Here is an 18,866-nt window from a genome sequence, read left to right on the forward strand (position 1 = left end):
TTCAGAGACGCCCTGGAAGCCAAAGGCATCCAGCCCTGCATCCCGGGCCGCAGATCGCGCAACGAGCCGGTCAGATACGACAAGCGCCGCTACCGGCGCCGCAGCCGCATCGAGATCATGTTCGGCCGTCTGAAGGATTGGCGCCGCGTCGCAACTCGCTACGACCGCTGCCCAACCGTCTTCTTCTCTGCCGTCGCCCTCGCGGCCACCGTCATCTTCTGGCTATGACCAATGAGTCCTGACCCTAAGACGGGTCAGGCGATCCGCATGGGATCGGCGTCGGAGAACGGCACGGAGGTCGTCGTCGGCACCGCGGTGATGCGGATCGGACAGAACAGCCGCAACGTCGCGACCGCGGTCGCCGATCGGTTGAAGTCGATCAACGCCTCGCTGCCACCCGACGTAGTGGTGCAGCCGGTCCTCGATCGCACAGCCCTGGTCAATTCCACCATCAAGACGGTGGCGAAGAATCTCGGCGAAGGCGCACTGCTCGTCATCGTCGTGCTGTTCCTGTTGCTCGGCAACTTCCGCGCCGCGCTGATCGCCGCGGCGGTCATCCCGGTCACGATGATGCTGACCGGGTTCGGAATGTTACGGCTGGGGGTTTCGGCGAACCTCATGTCGCTCGGCGCGCTGGACTTCGGGCTGATCGTCGATGGTGCCGTCATCATCGTCGAGAATGCGTTGCGGCGTCTCGCCGAGCAACAGCATCACGAAGGTCGCCTGCTGAGCGTCAAGGAGCGGTTGGAGGCGGTCGCGACCGCGGCGCGCGAGATGATCCGTCCGTCCGTGTACGGGCAGGCAATCATCATCCTCGTCTATGTGCCCTTGCTGACGCTGACCGGCGTCGAGGGCAAGACGTTCGTGCCGATGGCGCTCACCGTCATCATCGCGCTGCTGTTCGCGTTCGTCCTGTCGCTGACCTTCGTGCCTGCGGCGATCGCCATCTGGCTGTCGCGGAGGGTGAACGAGGAGGACGGGCGGATCATCTCGTGGCTGAAGCAGCGCTACGAACCGGGCCTTGAGAAGGCGATGAAGCGACCGTCGATCACCATCGGCGCCGGCGTCGTCAGCCTCGTCGCCGCGGCGCTTGCCTTCACGACGCTGGGACAGGTGTTCCTCCCCCAGCTCGACGAGGGCGACCTGCTCATCCAGGCGCTGCGCATTCCGGCGACATCGGTGCAGCAGAGCCAGGCGATGCAGGTGCCGATCGAGCGCATGGTCTCGAAGCAACCCGAGGTGCGGTTCGTCTTCTCCAAGACGGGCACGGCCGAGCTGGCTTCGGACCCGATGCCGCCCAACGCGACCGACATGTTCGTCATCCTGAAGCCGCATGCGGAATGGCCCGACCCCAAACTGGAGAAGGCCGCGCTGGTCGAGCGGCTGGAGACGAAGCTCGCGCAGTTCCCGGGCAACGCCTATGAGATCACGCAGCCAATCCAGATGCGGTTCAACGAGCTGATCGCCGGCGTGCGCGGCGACATCGCGGTGAAGGTGTTCGGCGACGACTTCGCCTCCATGAACCGCACCGCCGAACAGATCGCCGGCATCCTTCGCCGGACGCAAGGAGCGGCTGACGTGAAGGTCGAACAGACGACGGGACTTCCCATGCTCGACATTCGCGTCAACCGCGACGCGATGGCACGGGTCGGCGTCACCGCGCAGGATGTGCAGGACACCATCACCGCCACGCTCGGCGGTCGCGAGTCCGGCATGATCTTCGAGGGAGACCGGCGCTTTCCGGTGGTCATCCGCCTGTCGGACGCCGAGCGCGCCGACCTGGGGCTGCTCGAACAGGTGCAGGTGCCGGTCGCCGGCGGTGGCTATGTGCCGCTGTCCAGCGTCGCCGATATCGGCGTCGTCGACGGGCCGAACCAGATCAGCCGCGAGAACGGCAAGCGCCGCGTCGTCGTCCAGGCGAACGTCCGCGGACGCGACGTCGGCAGCGTGGTCGCGGATGCGCAGGCGGCGGTCGCCGGCGTGCGCCTGCCGGCGGGCAGCTATCTCGAATGGGGCGGCCAGTTCGAGAATCTCGAATCCGCCAGCCAGCGGCTCAAACTCGTGGTGCCGGCGTGCTTCGTGCTGATCCTGCTGCTCCTCTACGGGGCCTTGGGATCGGTACGCGATGCGGCGATCGTCTTCACCGGCGTGCCCTTCGCGCTGGTGGGAGGCGTGCTGCTGCTGTTCGTTCGCGGCATGGACTTCTCGATCTCGGCCGCGGTGGGATTCATCGCATTGTCGGGTATCGCGGTCCTCAACGGCCTCGTCATGGTTAGTTCGGTGCAGGAGCTGATCCGGTCGGGCATGGACCGGGCCGAAGCGGCGCGGACGGGCGCGCTCCAGCGATTGCGCCCGGTCGTCATGACCGCGCTGGTCGCCAGTCTCGGCTTCGTACCGATGGCATTCGCCAGCGGAGCCGGCGCGGAAGTGCAGAAGCCGCTCGCGACCGTCGTCATCGGCGGCCTGATCTCGGCGACGCTGCTGACGCTGTTCGTGCTGCCGACGCTTTACGCCCGGTTCGGGCAGCAAGCGGTCAAGGTCGACGACGCGGATAGGGCGGACGACGGCGCGCCGCTGCCGCAACCCGCATGATCGCGTCTGGCAGGGGGGACTGACGATGGCGGCGCTCAAGTTCGCACTGATCCCCATGATCGCGATCATGATCGGCGCGCTTCTCGCCGGGTGGCGCACACCCGGCGAGAGGCTGGTCGCCGCCATGCAGCACCTTGCAGCCGGCGTCGTATTTGCCGCGGCGGCGACCGAAATCCTGCCGCTGGTGATGCACGGGGGATCGCCGGCTGCGACGCTGATCGGCGGTGCGATCGGCGTCGCGGTAATGCTGGGCCTCAAGGCGGCGGAAGGCCGGTTTGACGGCCCCGTGGCGCTGCTCGCCGCGATCGGGCTCGATCTTGCTATTGACGGCCTGGTTCTGGGTCTGGCCTTCATCGCCGGCGAGAAGGCGGGCACGTTGCTGGCGGTCGCGCTGACGCTCGAAGTGCTGTTCCTGGCCCTGACGCTCACCAATGATCTGACGAGCCGGTATCGCAAGATGAAGGCGATCGGCCTAACCTGCGCGCTTGCGCTGCTGGTGCCGATCGGCGCACTCGTCGTGCAGCCCGTGGCGCTGCTGTCGCCGGTGTGGATCACGGGATTCCTGAGTTTCGGCCTGATGGCGCTGCTCTACCTCGTCACCGAGGAGCTGCTGGTCGAGGCGCACGAGAAACCGGACTCTCCGCTCATCAGCGCGATGTTCTTCGTCGGCTTTCTCGCACTGCTGCTCATCGAGGAGATCGCGATGTGACCGGCCTGACCTTGAGCGGTGTCGATGTGCGCCGCGATCCATCCCGTAAGGAGAAGAAAATGTCGATCACCACGGCGCGATGGTCCTTTCTGGCCGCTGCGATTGCCCTGTCTGCGTGTTCCGGCGGCAAGCCGGCGGGCCAGTTCGGATCGAACGAGTCCGGTGCGACCGATGCCATCCACGGATCGAGCGCACGGCACGGCCGGCATGGCGATGCCGTCGACCGGCGATCCTGATACCGACTTCCTTCGGGGCATGATCCCGCACCATGAAGGTGCGGTCGATATGGCTCGCGCCGAGCTTGCCAACGGCACCGATCCGAAGGTGCGCGCGATGGCGGAGGAGGTGATCCGGACCCAACAGGCCGAAATCGTGAAGATGCAGGCCTGGCTCGCCGAACGGCAAGCCACAAAGAAGGGGACGCGATAATGGCACACGATCACGGCGAAGCCGGGCACAGCCACGACCATACGGCCGGCGCCAACGCCAAGATGCTCAGATGGGCGCTTGCCCTGACGGCGACCTATCTCGTGGCAGAGGTGGTCGGCGCCTTCGTGTTCAACAGCCTCGCGCTGCTGTCCGACGCAGCCCATATGATGACCGACGTCGCCGGTCTGGTCATCGCGTTGATGGCGATCCATCTCGGCAAGAAGGCTGCCGACGACAAGCGGACGTTCGGCTACAAACGACTGGAAATCCTCGCCGCGACCTTCAATGCGATCCTGCTGTTCGTCGTCGCCATGTATATCCTTTACGAGGCGATCCAGCGCTTCCGCGAGCCGCAGTCGATTCAGTCGACCGGCATGTTGATCGTCGCGGTCATTGGCCTCGTCGTGAACTTCGTATCGATGCGTCTGCTGACCGCCGGCAAGGACGAAAGCTTCAACGTCAAAGGCGCCTACCTGGAAGTATGGGCCGACATGATCGGCTCGGTCGGCGTCATCCTTGGTGCCCTCGCGATACGGTTCACGGGCTGGACGTGGGTCGATCCAGTCATCGCCATCGGCATCGGCCTGTGGGTGCTGCCGCGCACCTGGGTTCTGCTCAAGGGAACGATCAACGTGCTGCTGGAAGGTGTCCCCGGCGGGTTGAAGCTGCCGGAGATCCGTTCAACGATCGCCGCCATTCCGGGTGTCGCCGGCGTTCATGACCTGCACGTCTGGTCGATGGCTTCGGACGAGATCAATTGCACCGCCCATGTGACGCTCGGCGAGGGCGTCGATCCCGATAGCGTCAGGGTTGCAGTGACCAGAACACTCGACGAGAGGTTCGGGATCGAACATTCGACGATCCAGACCGAAGCGCCATCGCAAGCCTGTGAGGATGACCAGCACCTTCATCGCTAGCCATCTCGGCGATCGAAAGTCACAACCGGTATGCTCTATGTCGTCATCAAGGCAATGATCTCCGGTGCGATTATCGCGGCGGTTTCGGAGATCGCCAAGCGCAGTCCCGGCGTCGGCGCACTTGTCGCATCGTTGCCGTTAGTCTCTGTGCTGGGAATGATCTGGCTGTGGCGCGACACCCAAGATCGGGTGCTGATGGCGTCTCACGCCGGGGCGACTTTCTGGTTCGTGCTGCCATCGTTACCGATGTTCCTGCTGATCCCCGCGTTGCTCGGGCGCAACGTACCATTCTGGCTAGCGCTGGGCGCGGGGTGCCTCCTTACCATCCTGCTCTATCTCGGCCTGGTATGCCTTGGTCCACGCCTCGGCCTGCGGTTATAGGCCATCAGCGCAGGTCTCCCGCAATGTTGAGAGGCAACGCACACTAGACCAACGCCATATATCCGCTATGCTGGATATATGGAAAACGACTCGGCTATCACTGCGCTGGGCGCACTCGCACAGGGCACCCGCCTCGACGTGTTCCGCCTGCTGGTGCGGCACGAACCGGACGGCATGGCCGCAGGCGATATCGCCCGCCAGCTCGACGTGCCGCAGAACACCATGTCGGCGCATCTCGGAATCCTCGCCCGTGCGGGTCTGGTCCGCTCCGAACGGCATAGCCGCTCGATCATCTACCGTGCCGATCTGGACGGCCTGCGCGCGCTGACGCTGTTCCTCGTCAAGGATTGCTGCGCCGGCAATGCGGAGCTGTGCGCGCCGCTCGTCGCCGAACTCGCCCCCTGCTGCTGAAAGGACATCCCGTGGCCGTCGATATCGTCATCTATCACAACCCCGAGTGCGGCACGTCGCGCAACACGCTGGCGATGATCCGCAATGCCGGCATCGAGCCGCATGTGGTCGAATATCTGAAAACCCCACCCGCACGCGCGCTGCTAGTCGAGTTGATCGACCGCGCCGGCATGAGGCCGCGTGAGCTGCTGCGCGAGAAGGGGACGCCCTATGCCGATTTGGGCCTGGGCGACACGTCGCTGTCCGACGACGCGCTGGTGGATGCGATGATGGCGCATCCGATCCTCATCAACCGGCCGCTGGTTGTCTCGCCGCTCGGCGTGAAGCTCTGTCGGCCGTCCGATGCCGTGCTTGATCTGCTGCCAAGCGATCAGCTCGGCGCGTTCGCGAAGGAAGACGGGGAGAAGGTGGTCGATGCTTCGGGCCAGCGCGTCGCCTGATGCTCCTTGCCGTCCTGATCTTCGTCGCGACGATCGCGCTCGTCATCTGGCAACCCAAGGGACTCGGCATCGGGTGGAGCGCGATGGGCGGGGCCGTCGTGGCGCTGCTCGCGGGGGTGGTCACGCTGTCCGACGTGCCGGTGGTGTGGGGCATCGTCTGGAATGCGACCGCTGCGTTCGTCGCGATCATCGTCATCAGCCTGCTGCTCGATGAAGCCGGGTTCTTCGAATGGGCCGCGCTCCACGTCGCCCGCTGGGGCCGGGGGCATGGTCGTCGGCTGTTCGTCCTGATCGTGCTGCTCGGCGCGGCGGTATCCGCGCTGTTCGCCAACGACGGCGCGGCGCTGATCCTGACGCCGATCGTCATCGCCATGCTGCGGGCGCTCGGCTTCAAGGACAAGGCGACGCTGGCGTTCGTCATGGCCGCCGGGTTCATCGCCGACACCGCCAGCCTGCCGCTGGTCGTGTCGAACCTCGTCAACATCGTGTCGGCCGATTTCTTCAAGATCGGGTTCGGCGAATACGCGGCCGTGATGGTACCGGTCGACCTCGTGTCGATCGCCGCGACGCTGGGCGCGCTGCTGCTGTTCTTCCGGCGCGACATACCGACCGACTATGACGTGGGAGCGCTGCGCGCGCCGCGCGACGCGATCCGCGATGCCGCGACCTTCCGCGCCGGATGGATCGTTCTCGCGCTGCTGCTCGCCGGCTTCTTCCTGCTCGAACCGCTCGGCGTGCCGGTCAGCGCCGTGGCCGCTGCCGGCGCGATCCTGCTGCTGGTGATCGCGGGGCGGGGCCAGGTGATCTCAACGGCCAAGGTGCTGCGCGGCGCACCCTGGCAGGTCGTGATCTTCTCGCTCGGCATGTATCTCGTCGTCTACGGCCTGCGGAACGCCGGCCTGACCGATCATCTGGCGGCGCTGCTCGATCGCACGGCGCAAGGGGGCGTGTGGGGCGCGGCGCTGGGTACGGGCGTGATCGCGGCCGTCCTGTCGTCGGTGATGAACAACATGCCGACCGTGCTGGTAGGCGCGCTCTCGATCGACGCCACCCACGCCACGGGCGCGATCAGGGAAGCGATGATCTACGCCAACGTGATCGGCTGCGATCTCGGCCCCAAGCTGACGCCGATCGGTTCGCTCGCGACGCTGCTGTGGCTCCACGTCCTTGGACAGAAGGGCGTGCGGATCGGATGGGGCTATTACTTCCGTGTTGGCGTCACGCTCACCGTGCCGGTGTTGCTCATCACGCTCGCGGCGCTCGCGATCCGGATCAGCCTCGCGTGATGGGACTGACCATCACGACACTCGAACCCGCCGAGCTGGCCGGGTTGGCATGGTTCCTCAACGCTGCGAGCCTACCGAGCGCCGACCTCGCCGACCCTGGCCGCCTGTTCTTCCGGTTCGAGGCCGATAGCCTCGTCGGCTATGGCGGCCTGGAGGGGGAAGGGGCTGACCGCCTGCTCCGCTCGATCGTCATCCTTGCCGATCGCCGCGGGCATGGCCTGGGGCGGGCGTTGGTCGCCACCCTCGAACGACAGGCGCGCGACTTCGGGGTGCGTCGCCTCCATCTGCTGACGACGACGGCCGCGCCATTCTTCCGGGCGCTTGGCTATGCCGACGCAGATCGCGGCGCTGCTCCCCCGGCCGTCGCCGCATCGCGCGAGTTTACCGCGCTATGCCCGGCGTCGGCCGCCTATCTCGTGAAAGCTCTCTGATGCCGCTCCGCACGCTTGCCGATCCCGATACCCTGCCGGCACTCGATCCCGCCTATGCCATCCAGCGGCCGGCGCTGGGGCTTGGCCCGCTCGATTCCGCGCCGCGTATCCTTCTGCTCTATGGTTCGCTGCGCGAACGGTCCTTCTCCCGGCTGTGTGTCGAGGAAGCGGCGCGCCTGCTCCGGTTCTTCGGCTGCGAGACGCGCATCTTCGATCCATCGGCCCTGCCGCTGCCCGACCAACATGCCGGCGACGACCATCCGGCCGTCCATGAGCTGCGCGAGCTGTCTCTATGGTCGGAGGGTCAGGTGTGGTGCAGCCCGGAACGTCACGGGCAGATCACCGGCATCATGAAATTGCAGATCGACCATCTGCCGCTGTCGATGGGCGGGATGCGCCCGACGCAGGGGCGGACGCTCGCGGTCATGCAGGTGTCGGCCGGATCGCAGTCGTTCAACAGCGTCAACACGCTGCGCGTGCTGGGTCGCTGGATGCGGATGGTGACGATCCCGAACCAGTCGAGCGTCGCCAAGGCGTTCAATGAGTTCGATGACGACGGACGGATGAAGCCATCGAGCTACTATGACCGGATCGTCGATGTGATGGAGGAGCTGGTGCGGTTCACGGTGCTGCTGCGCGCGCATACTGTGCAACTGGTCGATCGCTATTCAGAGCGAAAGGAAGCCGGGGTGCCGATCAATACTGCGATGGACCTGTCCAGCATCGCGATTGCGCCGTAGGTCTCACAACTGAACTGCCTAAAAGAATTGACTATTTCCGATGCTTGCGAAGTGATGAAGCTCTCGCCGCGCTGGCTCACTCGACCCAGCTCGAAGCCAAGCGAGGCCAATTAACAGCGTAAACCACGACCAGATTTTACATAATCTATGTTATCAATCTTGTACGTTTGTAAGCGCTAGATACAAATGACACCATCCTGCTAGATAGAAACGGCACTGCCGGTGCTGTCAGCGGATCGCCGGTGTCATAGCCTTCCTCGGCAACGAGGACGCGCATGGTATGACGGTGCTGACGATGAGTGCTGCAGAGATCACCCGGTTCAACACGCTGATGCGGCTCGACCGCGGCGAGATCCGGATCCCGGACGCGATGGAGCTGCTGGGCCTACAGCGGCGGCAAATCTACCGGCTGCTCGATCGCCTGCGACAGGAAGGCGCTGCGGGTCTCGTGTCGCGCAAACGTGGGCGACCGAGCAATCGGCGCTACAGCGATGCCTTTCGCGCCGAGGTGGTCGCGCTGGTGCGAGAAAACTATGCCGACTTTGGGCCGACGCTCGCGCGCGAGTATCTCGCCGAGCGCCACGGCCTTGGCTTGTCTTGCGAGACGCTCCGGCAGATCATGATGGAAGCCGGGCTTTGGAAGGACCGCGCCGCCAGGCGCCCTCGCCCCTACCAGCCTCGCTACCGGCGCGACTGTCGCGGTGAGCTGGTCCAGGTCGATGGTTCGAAACACTGGTGGTTCGAGGGCCGCGGCCCGCAATGTACGCTGCTGGTGTTCATAGACGATGCCACGAGCGAGCTGATGCACCTCGAGATGGTCGAGAGCGAGAGCACGTTCTCCTACATGCGCGCGACGCGCACGTACCTCGAGCGGCACGGCAAGCCGGTCGCTTTTTACACGGACAAGCACAGTGCGTTCCGCAACAACACGGCCTCGGCGAATGGCGACGGCATGACCCATCTTGGACGCGCGTTGGACCGGCTGAACATCGACTTGATCTGCGCGAACTCGCCGCAAGCGAAGGGGCGCGTCGAGCGGGCCAACGCGACGCTGCAGGACCGGCTCGTCAAGGCGATGCGGCTCCACCGCATCGACACCATCGACCAAGCCAACGCCTTCCTCCCCTCCTATATGGCGCAGCACAACCAACGGTTCGCCAAGGCGCCGTTCGACCCGCGCGATCTGCACCGGCCGCTCGCCATCCACGAGAACCTCGAAGCCGAGATGGTATGGCGCGAGCAGCGCACCGTCACCGGCGCCCTCACCCTCCACTACAACAAGGCGATGTTCATCCTGGAGCCGACCCTGGTCGCACAGGGGCTCGCGCGCAAGAAGGTGGATGTGTGCGAATATCCGGACGGCCGGCTCGAGATCCAGCACGAGGGTGAGACCCTGCCCTATCGCGTCTTCGACAAGATGCGCAGGGTGAACCAAGCGCCGGTGGTCGACAGCAAACACCTGGACGCCGCTCTGGCGCTCGCCCATGCCATCCAGCAGGTCCAGCCGCACCACGCCAAGCGCAACAACCACGAGCCCGCGCGTACCGCTCAGCCCAGCGGGATGTTCAAGGCCCCCTCGCCCGTCCCCCCTGGGCCTAAGCTGGATCGCCGCAAACTGGGCAATCAGCGCCTGAAGCGAGGCCCTCGCCTCTCCAACGACGACCTCGTCGCGCGCGGCCTGGGCGAGTATGTCCGCCAACACATCGGATGACCGAAGGCTGTGCCTGTCGGCGCCTCAAACGCGATGGAGTTTTGAGTGCTTCTAAGCAGACACGCGGTAAAGCCTGCACGGGAGTGCCCTGTGTCCCCTCAGCCTGGGTGGACGCTGGGCGAACCAACATGTATCTTAGGCGTTGGAGGACCAGGATGCGCGTGAATACCAGCACTTCGATGCGTTTGGCCCGCCGGGTCAAAAGCAGGTACGGCACATGGCAGGCCGTGCGACAGGCGTCGCGCGTCGAGAACGGCGTGTACGTCGTGAGCGCTAACGCGGCCACCGATAGCGACAAGCAGGACGGCTCAATTCCCGTCACGGCATAACCGGCTTGGCCTTCAGCTACTCGCTTTTTCTCGTTCTGCTGCTGATCTTCCCGGGCCTGTGCTTCTGGGCTGGCTGGCGTGCCGGCGAACGAACCGACTTCCTGAGCCCGTCGCCGGATCGACCGAACTCCACCCTTACGCTGTTCATGGTGGTCTTCGGCACCATTGTAGGACATCTGCTAGGAACGGGCTTCTTCGCTCTGCAAACGGCCTGGTGTCAGACAACCGGCTTCTGTGTCGGTGTCGGCTTCGACCCCAACATATACCGCGCCTTGTTGCGGGGTGCTTCCGATGCTCGAGGCGCGACAGACTTTGCATTGGAAGCATGGCTATTGGCGATGCTCCTCATCGGCGTGGTGACAGGCGTCGTCGCCCAGTGGCTCGTGCAGCGCGACGCCGTGAGTGGCAAGACGGACCCCATCGCGTTCGGATGGCTCAACCCCGCCGTGCAGGCGGTCAAAAAAGGCGACTCCTTCGTCGTCGCCTATGTGCTTACCAAGACCAGCCACGACGGCTTCATCGTGGCTTATGAGGGCACGGTTCAGCAGCTCGCGCTCGACGAAGACCAGTCGATCAAGCTGGTCATCCTCAACGACGTCGACCGTTTCCTGGTCAAAATTTCTGAGAGCGGCCTAGACCGGGTCGACACAAGCTCGACGCCGATCACCCAATTGCAGGTGACAGCGGCCGAGATTGCAAATGTGGCACTGGAGGTCGTGCAGGCGCCAGCTGCGGATGTTGAGGCCGTCGCACAAGAGGACGCGGCTGAACGGAGCTGACCAGCCTCACGGTCAGCCGAACCGCGCTGGCCAAACCCGTCTCGAAAAGGATGCTGAAACGGGAAAGCTTGCGGCTTCTCAGAAGCCTCGTTTACTTAACCCCGAAGTCGATCGCCAGCGCCTCTCGCTCTATCTCGGAAGCCGTATGGTGACACCAAAGGCCCACTCGGATCGGGACAGAAGGGCATCGCCGCCATGACCAACGGCGATGGCGCGAACCAGAGCAAGGCCCAGCCCATGTCCATCGGTGGTGCGTGACGCCTCGGCGCGGGCGAAACGCTGAAACAGGCGTTTGGCATCAACAGGAGGAACGCCCGGACCATTGTCCTCCAGTGTCACTTCAATCGCATCATGCGACACCTTGGCGGAGAGCTTCGCGGCGGTGCCGGCCGGCGTATGCCGCAACGTATTCTCCAGAAGGTTCGACAATGCCTGCGCGAGCAGGCGCCGGTCGCCCTCGATATGCAGTCCGGGCATGACGTCGATCGTCAGCGTATGGCCGGCAGCCTCAAAGTCGGGACGATAAGTTTCGGCCATGTCCTCCAGCAGCGCCGACAGATCGACCGCTCCCAACGCTCGACGTTCAGCCAACCCTTCGACCTCGGCGATGCGCAGCAGCGCGGCGAATATCTCCAGCAGATCGTCGGCCTGCCGCCGTGCCGCCTCGATCGCGTCTTTGTCCCCGGTCGCGGCGCGATCAAGCTGGTTGCACAGGCGGGTAAGGGGGGTGCGCAGGTCGTGCGCCACGTCGGTCGACACCTGCCGCAGATTATCCATCAACGCGGCGATGCGGTCGAGCATCCGGTTGAGCGTGGCGGCGAGGCGATCGAACTCGCTGTCCGACCCGTCGCGCGGCACCCGCTGCGTCAGGTCGCCGGCGATGATCGCCTGCGCCGTGGCATCGATGCGCGACAGGCGACGCCGGGTTAGCCATCCGACCAGCACGGCTGCGCCGATTCCCAGCGCCAGCATCGCCGCAAGCGCGGTGGCGAACAGCGACGCCAGTGTCCGGTCGATCGCGGCAAGGTCACGTCGATCAGCGACGACGACGAGCATCCCACCGGGCAGCGGTGTCGCAAGCGCCTGACCGACGCCGGTCACGTTGCCACGTCGGAAGCCGAAATGCTCCTGATAGCCTGGCTCGACCGGCGTCAGCGGCGTGATCGTCGCTGCGATCGGCCGCCCGGCGCGGTCAACGAGCAGATAATCAAGGCTCGCTTCGTTGCGCGCATCCTCGCGTAGGTGGATTGCCTCGGACACCGCCGCCAGACCACCTTCGCGCGCTTCTGCGACGAGCGCGCGGGTCTCCACCGCGACCCGATGGTCCAGTTGCTCCTCCAGTGCCTCGTGCGTCACTTCATAGGCGACGGCACCGATCGCCAGCGTCGCGGCGCTGAACGCCAGCGCGACAAGCACAACGATGCCGAAGGTCGAGCGCCACAGGCGGGTGAGCATCTACTCGCCCCGGATCATGTAGCCAGCACCTCGCACCGTCTCGATCGCATCGGCGTCGAAGCCGGCGTTGAGCTTGGAGCGCAGCCGGCTCAGATGCGTCTCGACGATGTTGGTCTTCGGGTCGAAGTCGAAATCCCACACCCGCTCCAGCAGCATGGTGCGCGTCATCACCCGGCGCGGATTGCGCATCAGCTCGGCGAGCAGCGCGAACTCGCGCGGTTGCAGGGTGACGCGTCGGCCGTCGCGCTCGACGGTGCGGCGATGCAGATCGAGGACGATATCGCCGACCCGCAGCAGATGCGCGTCATCGCCGCGTGGTGCCGGCCGGCGCGCCAGCGCATTGAGGCGGGCGGCCAGTTCGGAGAAGGCGAAGGGCTTTACCAGATAGTCGTCGGCCCCGCCCTCCAGCCCCTCGACGCGATCGGCAATCCCGCCGACCGCGGTCAGCATCAGAACCGGCGTCGCATCGCCCGCCGCGCGCAACGCCTTCACCAGCGCCAGCCCGTCGAGGCCGGGCAGCATCCGGTCGACCACGATCGCGTCGAACCCCCCGCCGGTCGCCTGGAACAGCCCGTCGCGGCCATCCTCGCTGACCGCGACCTGATGCCCGGCCTGGCCCAGTCCCTGCGCGACGAAGGCGCGGGTGTCGCTATCATCCTCGACGATCAATATCCGCATTGCCCAATTATCGCGTAGCGGCGTCGGTTCGCCAACCGCCGCCCAAGGCGCGGAACAGAGCGACCTCGTTCTGCGACACCGCCAGATCGGACTGGACCTGTTGGAGGGTCGCCGATGCGATCGCGCGCTGGGCATCGACTTGGAGCAGGCCGGGCGCGTCGCCAAGGCGGACGCGGGCACCTGCGCGGCGCGCATAGGCCTGCGCCTCGCGCGAGGCGGTCGCCAGATCGCGGTTGCGACGGGTTTCGGCATCGTAGGTCGCCAAGGCCGTCTCGACCTCGCGCAGTGACCGCAGCACCGCCACGTCCCACCCGGCCAGCGCCGCGCGCTCGGTCGCGCGGGCCTGTTCGAGACGTGCGCGTGCCGGTGCCTGGTTGGGAAAGGCCCAGCTGACGAGCGGCGTCACCGCCGCACTGATCCCGCCGGACAGCAACCCGACAGCCCCGCCCAGATTGACCCGTGGATAGAGGTCCGCGCGTGCCACGCCGATCCGTGCGGCCGCGGCGGCAAGGCGGCGCTCTGCTTCGCGCACGTCGGGACGGCGTAGCAGCAGCGCGGTGCCGTCGCCGACCGGTGCCGCCCCGCGCAGACGGGGCGCGGCGGTGCAGGCGAAGCGGTAGGCGCGCGCTTCGGCGGGCGGGCGCCCCTGCAGCGTCGCGAGCCGGTACAGCGCATTGGCGCGCTGCGCCTCGAACGGGGCGATGGCGGCACGAGTGGCAGCGGCGATCGTCGCGACCTGCGAGACTTCCAGCGGCGACACCTCGCCGGCACGCAACTGCTCGCGCACGAGAGCGAGCGAACGGTCCTGCGCCGCAGCGACCTCGCGCGCGGTGGCGATGGCGCGGGTCGATCCGCACAGGTCGACATAGGCCAGCACGGTATCGGCAACGACCGCAACGCGCAGTCCGTCGACGACGGCCACTTGCGCCTCGGTATCAGCGCCCGCCGCGGTCGCGGCCGAGCGAAGCCGGCCGAACAGGTCGAGGTCCCAGCTCGCGGTTGCGGCGATATCGTAATCCGTCGTGGGCACATTGCCCGACGCACTCGGTTGTCCGGCGGGATTGTCGATGCCCAGCGCGCTCTCGATCGTCGTCTGCGGCAACCGCGCTGCCCGTGCCTGTCGCAATGCCGCGCGTGCGCCGTCGAGATTGGCATAGGCGACGCGCAGATCGGCGTTGGCGGCGAGGGCCGATAGGACCAGTCCGTCGAGGACTGGATCGTCGTAGAGCCGCCACCAGTCATCCGGCACCGGCGCGATCGACGCGACGGGAAGTCGGGCGAACTCGCCCGTCGCGCTGGGTGGGGCGATCGTCGGCGGAGGTGCGGGCACGCTCATGCACGCGGAGGCGAGCAGCGCGACGGCGGGGACGAGGCGACGGATCATGCCAGCGCCTCCTTGTGTGCGGCAGCAGGCGGCACGGCGCGTTTCTCGCCATAGCGAGCGTAGAGCGCGGGCAGCAGCAGCAGGTTGAGCGCGGTCGACGAGATGAGACCGCCGAGGATCACGATCGCCATCGGATGCTCGATCTCGTGCCCCGGCGCGTTGCCCGCGACGATCAGCGGCACCAGCGCGAGGCCGGCACAGGCGGCGGTCATCAGGATCGGCACCAGTCGCTCCTCCGCGCCGCGCAGCACCAGTTCGCGGCCGAAGGTCATGCCCTCATGGCGTTCGAGATGCTGATAGTGCGACAGCAGCATGATGCCGTTGCGCGCGGCGATGCCGATGACGGTGACGAAGCCGACCAGCGAGCCGAGCGACAGCACCCCGCCGGTGAGCGCGACCGCGACCACGCCCCCGACCAGCGCGAACGGCAGGCTGACGGCGACCAGCGCGGTGATCCGGCGCGAGCGGAACTCCATCCACACCAGCAGCAGGATGCCGACGAGGCACAGCGCGCCGATGCTCCACAACCGGCTGCGCGATTCCTTCAGCGCGGCATATTCGCCCAGCACCTGCGGGTGATAGCCGGTCGCGAACGGCACCTTCGCGACCGCGGCGTCGACCGCCTGCGCGACGGTGCCGAGATCCGCGCCCGCGACGTTCATCGTCACGTCGAGGCGGCGCTGGCCGTTCTCGCGCTTCACCTCGTTGGGAGCGGGCGCGATCTCGATATCGGCGATGTCTCCGAGCCGCACCGGCGCGCCGGTGACGGGTGCCTGGATCATCAGGTCGCGAAGCGCATGGACGCTGTTCCGCACCGCCGGCTCACCCCAAACCGCGACGTCAAACGCGCGCTGGTCGCGGTAGATTTCGCCGACCTTGGCCTGCGCCACTAAGACCTGCGCCTGCCGGCGGACCTCGCCCGCGGTCAGCCCGAGCCGGGCCAGTTCGCCGGCGCGCGGGCGGATGCGGATTTGCGGGACCAGCACCTGGCTCTCCAGCTTCAGGTCGGACACGCCCTGAATACCGCCGATCGCGTCCCGAACACGCGCGCCGGCCGCGCGCAGCTCCGCCTGGTCAGGGCCGTAGATGCGGACGACGATGGTCGCGCCGGCACCAGTCAGCACCTCCTTGATCCGCTCGCGCAGATAGGTCAGCACATCGCGGTAGAGGCCGGGATAGCCCTCGACCACCTCCTTGATCCGCTTCACCGACGCATCGTAATCGGCATTCTCATCCAGGCTGATCCAGAGTTCGGTGAAGTTGGGACCGACCACCTCGTCGGCCTGCTCGGCGCGACCGATATGCGCGCCGAAGTTGCGCACACCGGGGATGCTGCGCAGCTCCTTCGACGCGCGGATCGTAATCCGGTCCATCGCCTCGATCGACGTGCCCGGCTTCTCGACGAAGTGCATCAGGAAGTCGGTTTCGCGGAAGTCGGGAAGGAACTGGTCCTTGAAGGTCGCATAGCCGACCCCCGCCAGCAGCAGCCCGCCCGCAACGATCCCGACCGCCAGCGCCGGCCTTCCCACCACGCACGGCAGGAAGCCGACATAGCGACGCTTCAATCCGGCGACGAAGCGGGTGTCGCGCTCCTCGGTAAGCGGCGCGTTCGGCAGGAGCAGCAGGCACATCGCCGGCGTGACGGTCAGCGCGACCAGCAGCGACATGCCGATCGCCAGCACATAGGCGATGGCGAGGGGCTGGAAGAAGGTGCCGGCTACCCCGCCGAGGAAGAAGATCGGCACGAACACCAGCATCACGATCAGCGAGGCGAACACGACCGCCGAGCGCACCTCCAGCGACGCGGCCAGCACCACCGCGAACGCGGGCTTCGGATCGGCCGCCTCGCGGTTCAGCCGCAGGCGACGGGCGATATTCTCCACGTCGATGATCGCGTCATCGACCACCTCGCCCAGCGCGATGACGAGGCCGGCAATAATCATCACGTTGATCGTCGCGCCCGACCAGAGCAGCATCATGCCGGCGCCGAGCAGCGACAGCGGGATCGCGACGAGGCTGATCGTCGCCTGCCGCCAGTCGCGGGTGAACAGGAACAGCACCGCCGCCACCAGCGCGCAGCCGATCATCAGCGCACGGGTGAGATTGTCGATCGATCGTTCGATGAAGGTCGCCGGCCGGAAGATCGTCGTGTCGACCTTCGCGTCCTTCAAACCGGGCTTCAGGTCGGCGAACGCCGCTTCGACCGCGCGGGTCAGCTCCAGGGTGTTGGCGGTCGGCTGCTTCTCGACGATCAGCATGATGCCGGGACCGTCGTCGATGATGGCGTTGCCGATCGGCGCGTTGAAGCCGTCGACCACGCGCGCGACGTCGCCGATCCTGACCGGTGCTTCGCCTGCCTGCTTGACGATCGCTTGGCTGAGGTCAGCCGCCGTCTGGACGGTGCCCGCCTGCTGGACCGCAAGCCGCTGGTTGGGCGTGTCGACGAACCCGCCGCCCCCGACCAGAACCGCGTCGCCCGCCGCGGCGCGTACTTCCGCCAGCGTCACGCCGGAAGCGCGCAGACGATCGGGATCGACCAGCACCTGCAATTGCCGGTCGCGCTGGCCCCAGACCGCGACGTTGGCGACGCCGGGGACCGCCATCAGCCGTGGCCGGATCGTCCAGCGCACCAATTCGGACAACTGCATCTGGTCGAGCTTCGTCGACGACAGCCCGACCTTCATCGCGCGACTGGTGGAGGAAAGCGGCGGCATCAGCACCGGTTGACGCGCCGCGAGCGGCAGGCGCGGCTGCACCTGCGCGATCCGCTCTCCGACCATCTGGCGGGCGCGGATCACGTCGGACCCGCGCTCGAACAGGATCTGCACCGACGACAGGCCCAGCACCGATTTGGAGCGCAGCGTCATCAGGCCGGGAACGCCGTTGACCGCGGTCTCGATCGGCACCGTGACCAGGCTTTCGACCTCCTCGGTCGACAGCCCCGGGGCCTCGGTCTGGATTTCCACCATCGGCGGTGCGAACTCGGGGAACACGTCGAGCGGCACGTCGCGCCCGGCGCGGACCCCGAGCACCACCAGCAGCGCGGCGAGCGCGAGAACGAGGACGCGCTGCGCCAGCGCGAAATGGACGAGCCGGCCAAGCATCAGTGCGCCGCCCCGAACTCGGTACCGAACAGCTCCGCCGCGCCATCGGTCACGACCTGCGCGCCGACGGACAGCCCGCGCGCGAGCAGCGCCCGTCCGCCGCTTTCCGATGCCACCTCGACCCGCTGGCGGACGAAGGTGTCGGGCGCGGTCTTCTGATAGACCCACTCGCCGCCATGAATGTCACGCAGGATCGCGGCGGACGGGACCGACAGCCCCTCGGTCTGCCCGGCGAGCGGCAGGTCGACCGACACGCGCTGACCGACCCGGAAAGCCCGGTCGCGATTGTCGACGGCGTAATACAGGTCGACGGTGCCCGCGACGGTGTTGGCGGATGGCGGCGCCTGCACCGGACGGGCGCTGCGTGGCAGGCCGGCGTCGCCGAGCGTGCGGACCGTCGCGGCGGCCTCACGGCGCACATTCCCCATGTCGCTGCCGAACACCGACGCGCGGACCCACAGCACCGCTTGCGACCCGAGCGAGGCGACCGCAGGCCCAAGCAAGCGGCGCTGCTGACGTGCCGCGCCCAGCGCTGCCTGTGCTGCTGCCAATGCCGCCGCAGCTTCGTCACGCGCGCGCACGCTGCCCGCTTCCTCGCGCACCAGGCTCGCGGCGCGATCGAGCGCGATCCGGGCGAGGCGGGCCTGCGCCGATGCGCGCGCCAGTTCGGCATCGGCCGCGGCCTGCTGGCTGCCGATTTGCTGGAGGTTGGTCGTCGAATTGACCGGCACGCCGTTGGCGCTGATCGGCGGGACCACGATTTCACCGGCCACCTCGCGCGTTGCGGTGGCCGATCCTCCGCCGACACGCACCAAGCCGATGCCCAGGCGACGTTGCGCCTCGGGCGTCAGCGTCAGCTTCAGCAGCTCGCTTTCGTGCGCGATCGTCTCGGCATGGGCGGGCGGTGCGGAGGGCTTCGCAGTCTTCTCGCCGCAACCGGCAAGCAGGATCGGGATCAGAAGAAAAGTCTGGCGCATCGTGACGGCTTAGTCACGAAAGCATGGGCGCTGCTGGAGGCGACTATACAAAGTCCCAATGAAGCGGCCCCCCGCTCTGGTTGCAGACGAGGGGTCCCGAGGTCACCCCCGAC

Annotated in this window: 19 protein-coding genes and 1 pseudogene; 15 read left to right on the forward strand and 5 right to left on the reverse strand. The window is 66.7% G+C overall.

Features of this window, described 5'->3' with window-relative positions; genetic code table 11:
- The 15 genes and pseudogenes from COA17_RS16890 to COA17_RS16950 form a co-directional block, all read left to right on the forward strand.
- On the forward strand, positions 1-228 hold a 228-nt coding region (locus COA17_RS16890; RefSeq protein ID WP_141397124.1), incomplete at its 5' end, for a transposase.
- Between the two features lie 18 nt (positions 229-246).
- Positions 247-2,592, forward strand: a pseudogene (locus COA17_RS16895) (efflux RND transporter permease subunit); the annotation flags it as partial.
- Between the two features lie 25 nt (positions 2,593-2,617).
- A complete protein-coding gene (locus tag COA17_RS16900; RefSeq protein ID WP_018251250.1) occupies positions 2,618-3,301 on the forward strand; it encodes a ZIP family metal transporter in 684 nt (227 codons plus the stop codon).
- Positions 3,298-3,537 (forward strand): hypothetical protein, encoded by a 240-nt coding sequence (locus COA17_RS19950; protein ID WP_018251251.1) that lies wholly within the window; start codon positions 3,298-3,300, stop codon positions 3,535-3,537. The genes COA17_RS16900 and COA17_RS19950 overlap by 4 nt, the downstream gene beginning before the upstream one ends.
- Entirely contained in the window at positions 3,473-3,730 is a 258-nt protein-coding gene (copM, locus tag COA17_RS19955; RefSeq protein ID WP_231376782.1) for a CopM family metallochaperone, read from the forward strand. The genes COA17_RS19950 and copM overlap by 65 nt, the downstream gene beginning before the upstream one ends.
- A complete protein-coding gene (locus COA17_RS16910; protein WP_018251253.1) occupies positions 3,730-4,647 on the forward strand; it encodes a cation diffusion facilitator family transporter in 918 nt (305 codons plus the stop codon). Before copM ends, COA17_RS16910 begins: the two co-directional genes overlap by 1 nt.
- Positions 4,648-4,677: 30 nt before the next feature.
- Entirely contained in the window at positions 4,678-5,028 is a 351-nt protein-coding gene (locus COA17_RS16915) for a DUF3147 family protein (protein ID WP_018251254.1), read from the forward strand.
- Between the two features lie 78 nt (positions 5,029-5,106).
- A complete protein-coding gene (locus COA17_RS16920) occupies positions 5,107-5,439 on the forward strand; it encodes an ArsR/SmtB family transcription factor (protein ID WP_018251255.1) in 333 nt (110 codons plus the stop codon).
- Between the two features lie 11 nt (positions 5,440-5,450).
- The gene (arsC, locus tag COA17_RS16925; protein WP_018251256.1) at positions 5,451-5,879 is read left to right on the forward strand and encodes an arsenate reductase (glutaredoxin); all 429 of its coding nucleotides are present in this window, start codon (positions 5,451-5,453) and stop codon (positions 5,877-5,879) included.
- Positions 5,879-7,165: an arsenic transporter gene (locus tag COA17_RS16930; protein WP_043061442.1), complete on the forward strand. Its 1,287-nt coding sequence runs from the start codon at positions 5,879-5,881 to the stop codon at positions 7,163-7,165. Before arsC ends, COA17_RS16930 begins: the two co-directional genes overlap by 1 nt.
- Positions 7,165-7,596, forward strand: a complete 432-nt coding sequence (gene arsN2 / locus COA17_RS16935; RefSeq protein ID WP_018251258.1) for an arsenic resistance N-acetyltransferase ArsN2 — start codon at positions 7,165-7,167, stop codon at positions 7,594-7,596. Before COA17_RS16930 ends, arsN2 begins: the two co-directional genes overlap by 1 nt.
- Positions 7,596-8,336, forward strand: a complete 741-nt coding sequence (arsH, locus tag COA17_RS16940) for an arsenical resistance protein ArsH (protein ID WP_018251259.1) — start codon at positions 7,596-7,598, stop codon at positions 8,334-8,336. Before arsN2 ends, arsH begins: the two co-directional genes overlap by 1 nt.
- A gap of 280 nt (positions 8,337-8,616) precedes the next feature.
- Positions 8,617-10,047 carry an ISNCY family transposase gene (locus COA17_RS16945; RefSeq protein ID WP_056433019.1) on the forward strand — a complete coding sequence of 477 codons (1,431 nt, stop codon included), beginning with the start codon at positions 8,617-8,619 and terminating at the stop codon, positions 10,045-10,047.
- 155 nt (positions 10,048-10,202) lie between these two features.
- Positions 10,203-10,376, forward strand: coding sequence for a hypothetical protein (locus tag COA17_RS19485; protein WP_156361063.1), 174 nt, complete (start codon positions 10,203-10,205; stop codon positions 10,374-10,376).
- A 5-nt stretch (positions 10,377-10,381) separates the two neighbouring features.
- On the forward strand, positions 10,382-11,155 hold the full coding sequence (locus tag COA17_RS16950; RefSeq protein ID WP_056433022.1) for a hypothetical protein: 774 nt from the start codon (positions 10,382-10,384) through the stop codon (positions 11,153-11,155).
- Between the two features lie 129 nt (positions 11,156-11,284).
- Here COA17_RS16950 and COA17_RS16955 read toward each other — a convergent pair whose 3' ends face one another.
- From COA17_RS16955 to COA17_RS16975, 5 genes are read right to left on the reverse strand one after another with little or no spacing between them, the layout of a single operon-like run.
- The gene (locus COA17_RS16955; protein WP_056433025.1) at positions 11,285-12,610 is read right to left on the reverse strand and encodes a sensor histidine kinase; all 1,326 of its coding nucleotides are present in this window, start codon (positions 12,608-12,610) and stop codon (positions 11,285-11,287) included.
- Positions 12,611-13,288, reverse strand: coding sequence for a response regulator transcription factor (locus tag COA17_RS16960; protein ID WP_056433028.1), 678 nt, complete (start codon positions 13,286-13,288; stop codon positions 12,611-12,613).
- A gap of 7 nt (positions 13,289-13,295) precedes the next feature.
- On the reverse strand, positions 13,296-14,672 hold the full coding sequence (locus tag COA17_RS16965) for an efflux transporter outer membrane subunit (protein ID WP_056433030.1): 1,377 nt from the start codon (positions 14,670-14,672) through the stop codon (positions 13,296-13,298).
- The gene (locus COA17_RS16970) at positions 14,669-17,776 is read right to left on the reverse strand and encodes an efflux RND transporter permease subunit (protein ID WP_056433033.1); all 3,108 of its coding nucleotides are present in this window, start codon (positions 17,774-17,776) and stop codon (positions 14,669-14,671) included. The genes COA17_RS16965 and COA17_RS16970 overlap by 4 nt, the downstream gene beginning before the upstream one ends.
- Positions 17,776-18,753: an efflux RND transporter periplasmic adaptor subunit gene (locus tag COA17_RS16975; protein WP_056433036.1), complete on the reverse strand. Its 978-nt coding sequence runs from the start codon at positions 18,751-18,753 to the stop codon at positions 17,776-17,778. Before COA17_RS16975 ends, COA17_RS16970 begins: the two co-directional genes overlap by 1 nt.
- Positions 18,754-18,866 lie beyond the last annotated feature (113 nt).

The sequence above is a fragment of the Sphingomonas ginsenosidimutans genome, assembly GCF_002374835.1.
In the GTDB taxonomy this organism is placed as follows: domain Bacteria; phylum Pseudomonadota; class Alphaproteobacteria; order Sphingomonadales; family Sphingomonadaceae; genus Sphingomonas; species Sphingomonas ginsenosidimutans.

Bases quoted from the DNA above. Each gene is read 5' to 3' on its own strand.
- COA17_RS16900 (WP_018251250.1), top strand. From the start codon at position 2,618: ATGGCGGCGCTCAAGTTCGCACTGATCCCCATGATCGCGATCATGATC.
- copM (WP_231376782.1), top strand. From the start codon at position 3,473: ATGCCATCCACGGATCGAGCGCACGGCACGGCCGGCATGGCGATGCCG.
- COA17_RS16910 (WP_018251253.1), top strand. From the start codon at position 3,730: ATGGCACACGATCACGGCGAAGCCGGGCACAGCCACGACCATACGGCC.
- COA17_RS16915 (WP_018251254.1), top strand. From the start codon at position 4,678: ATGCTCTATGTCGTCATCAAGGCAATGATCTCCGGTGCGATTATCGCG.
- COA17_RS16920 (WP_018251255.1), top strand. From the start codon at position 5,107: ATGGAAAACGACTCGGCTATCACTGCGCTGGGCGCACTCGCACAGGGC.
- COA17_RS16930 (WP_043061442.1), top strand. From the start codon at position 5,879: ATGCTCCTTGCCGTCCTGATCTTCGTCGCGACGATCGCGCTCGTCATC.
- arsN2 (WP_018251258.1), top strand. From the start codon at position 7,165: ATGGGACTGACCATCACGACACTCGAACCCGCCGAGCTGGCCGGGTTG.
- arsH (WP_018251259.1), top strand. From the start codon at position 7,596: ATGCCGCTCCGCACGCTTGCCGATCCCGATACCCTGCCGGCACTCGAT.
- COA17_RS16945 (WP_056433019.1), top strand. From the start codon at position 8,617: ATGACGGTGCTGACGATGAGTGCTGCAGAGATCACCCGGTTCAACACG.
- COA17_RS19485 (WP_156361063.1), top strand. From the start codon at position 10,203: ATGCGCGTGAATACCAGCACTTCGATGCGTTTGGCCCGCCGGGTCAAA.
- COA17_RS16955 (WP_056433025.1), bottom strand. From the start codon at position 12,610: ATGCTCACCCGCCTGTGGCGCTCGACCTTCGGCATCGTTGTGCTTGTC.
- COA17_RS16960 (WP_056433028.1), bottom strand. From the start codon at position 13,288: ATGCGGATATTGATCGTCGAGGATGATAGCGACACCCGCGCCTTCGTC.
- COA17_RS16965 (WP_056433030.1), bottom strand. From the start codon at position 14,672: ATGATCCGTCGCCTCGTCCCCGCCGTCGCGCTGCTCGCCTCCGCGTGC.
- COA17_RS16970 (WP_056433033.1), bottom strand. From the start codon at position 17,776: ATGCTTGGCCGGCTCGTCCATTTCGCGCTGGCGCAGCGCGTCCTCGTT.
- COA17_RS16975 (WP_056433036.1), bottom strand. From the start codon at position 18,753: ATGCGCCAGACTTTTCTTCTGATCCCGATCCTGCTTGCCGGTTGCGGC.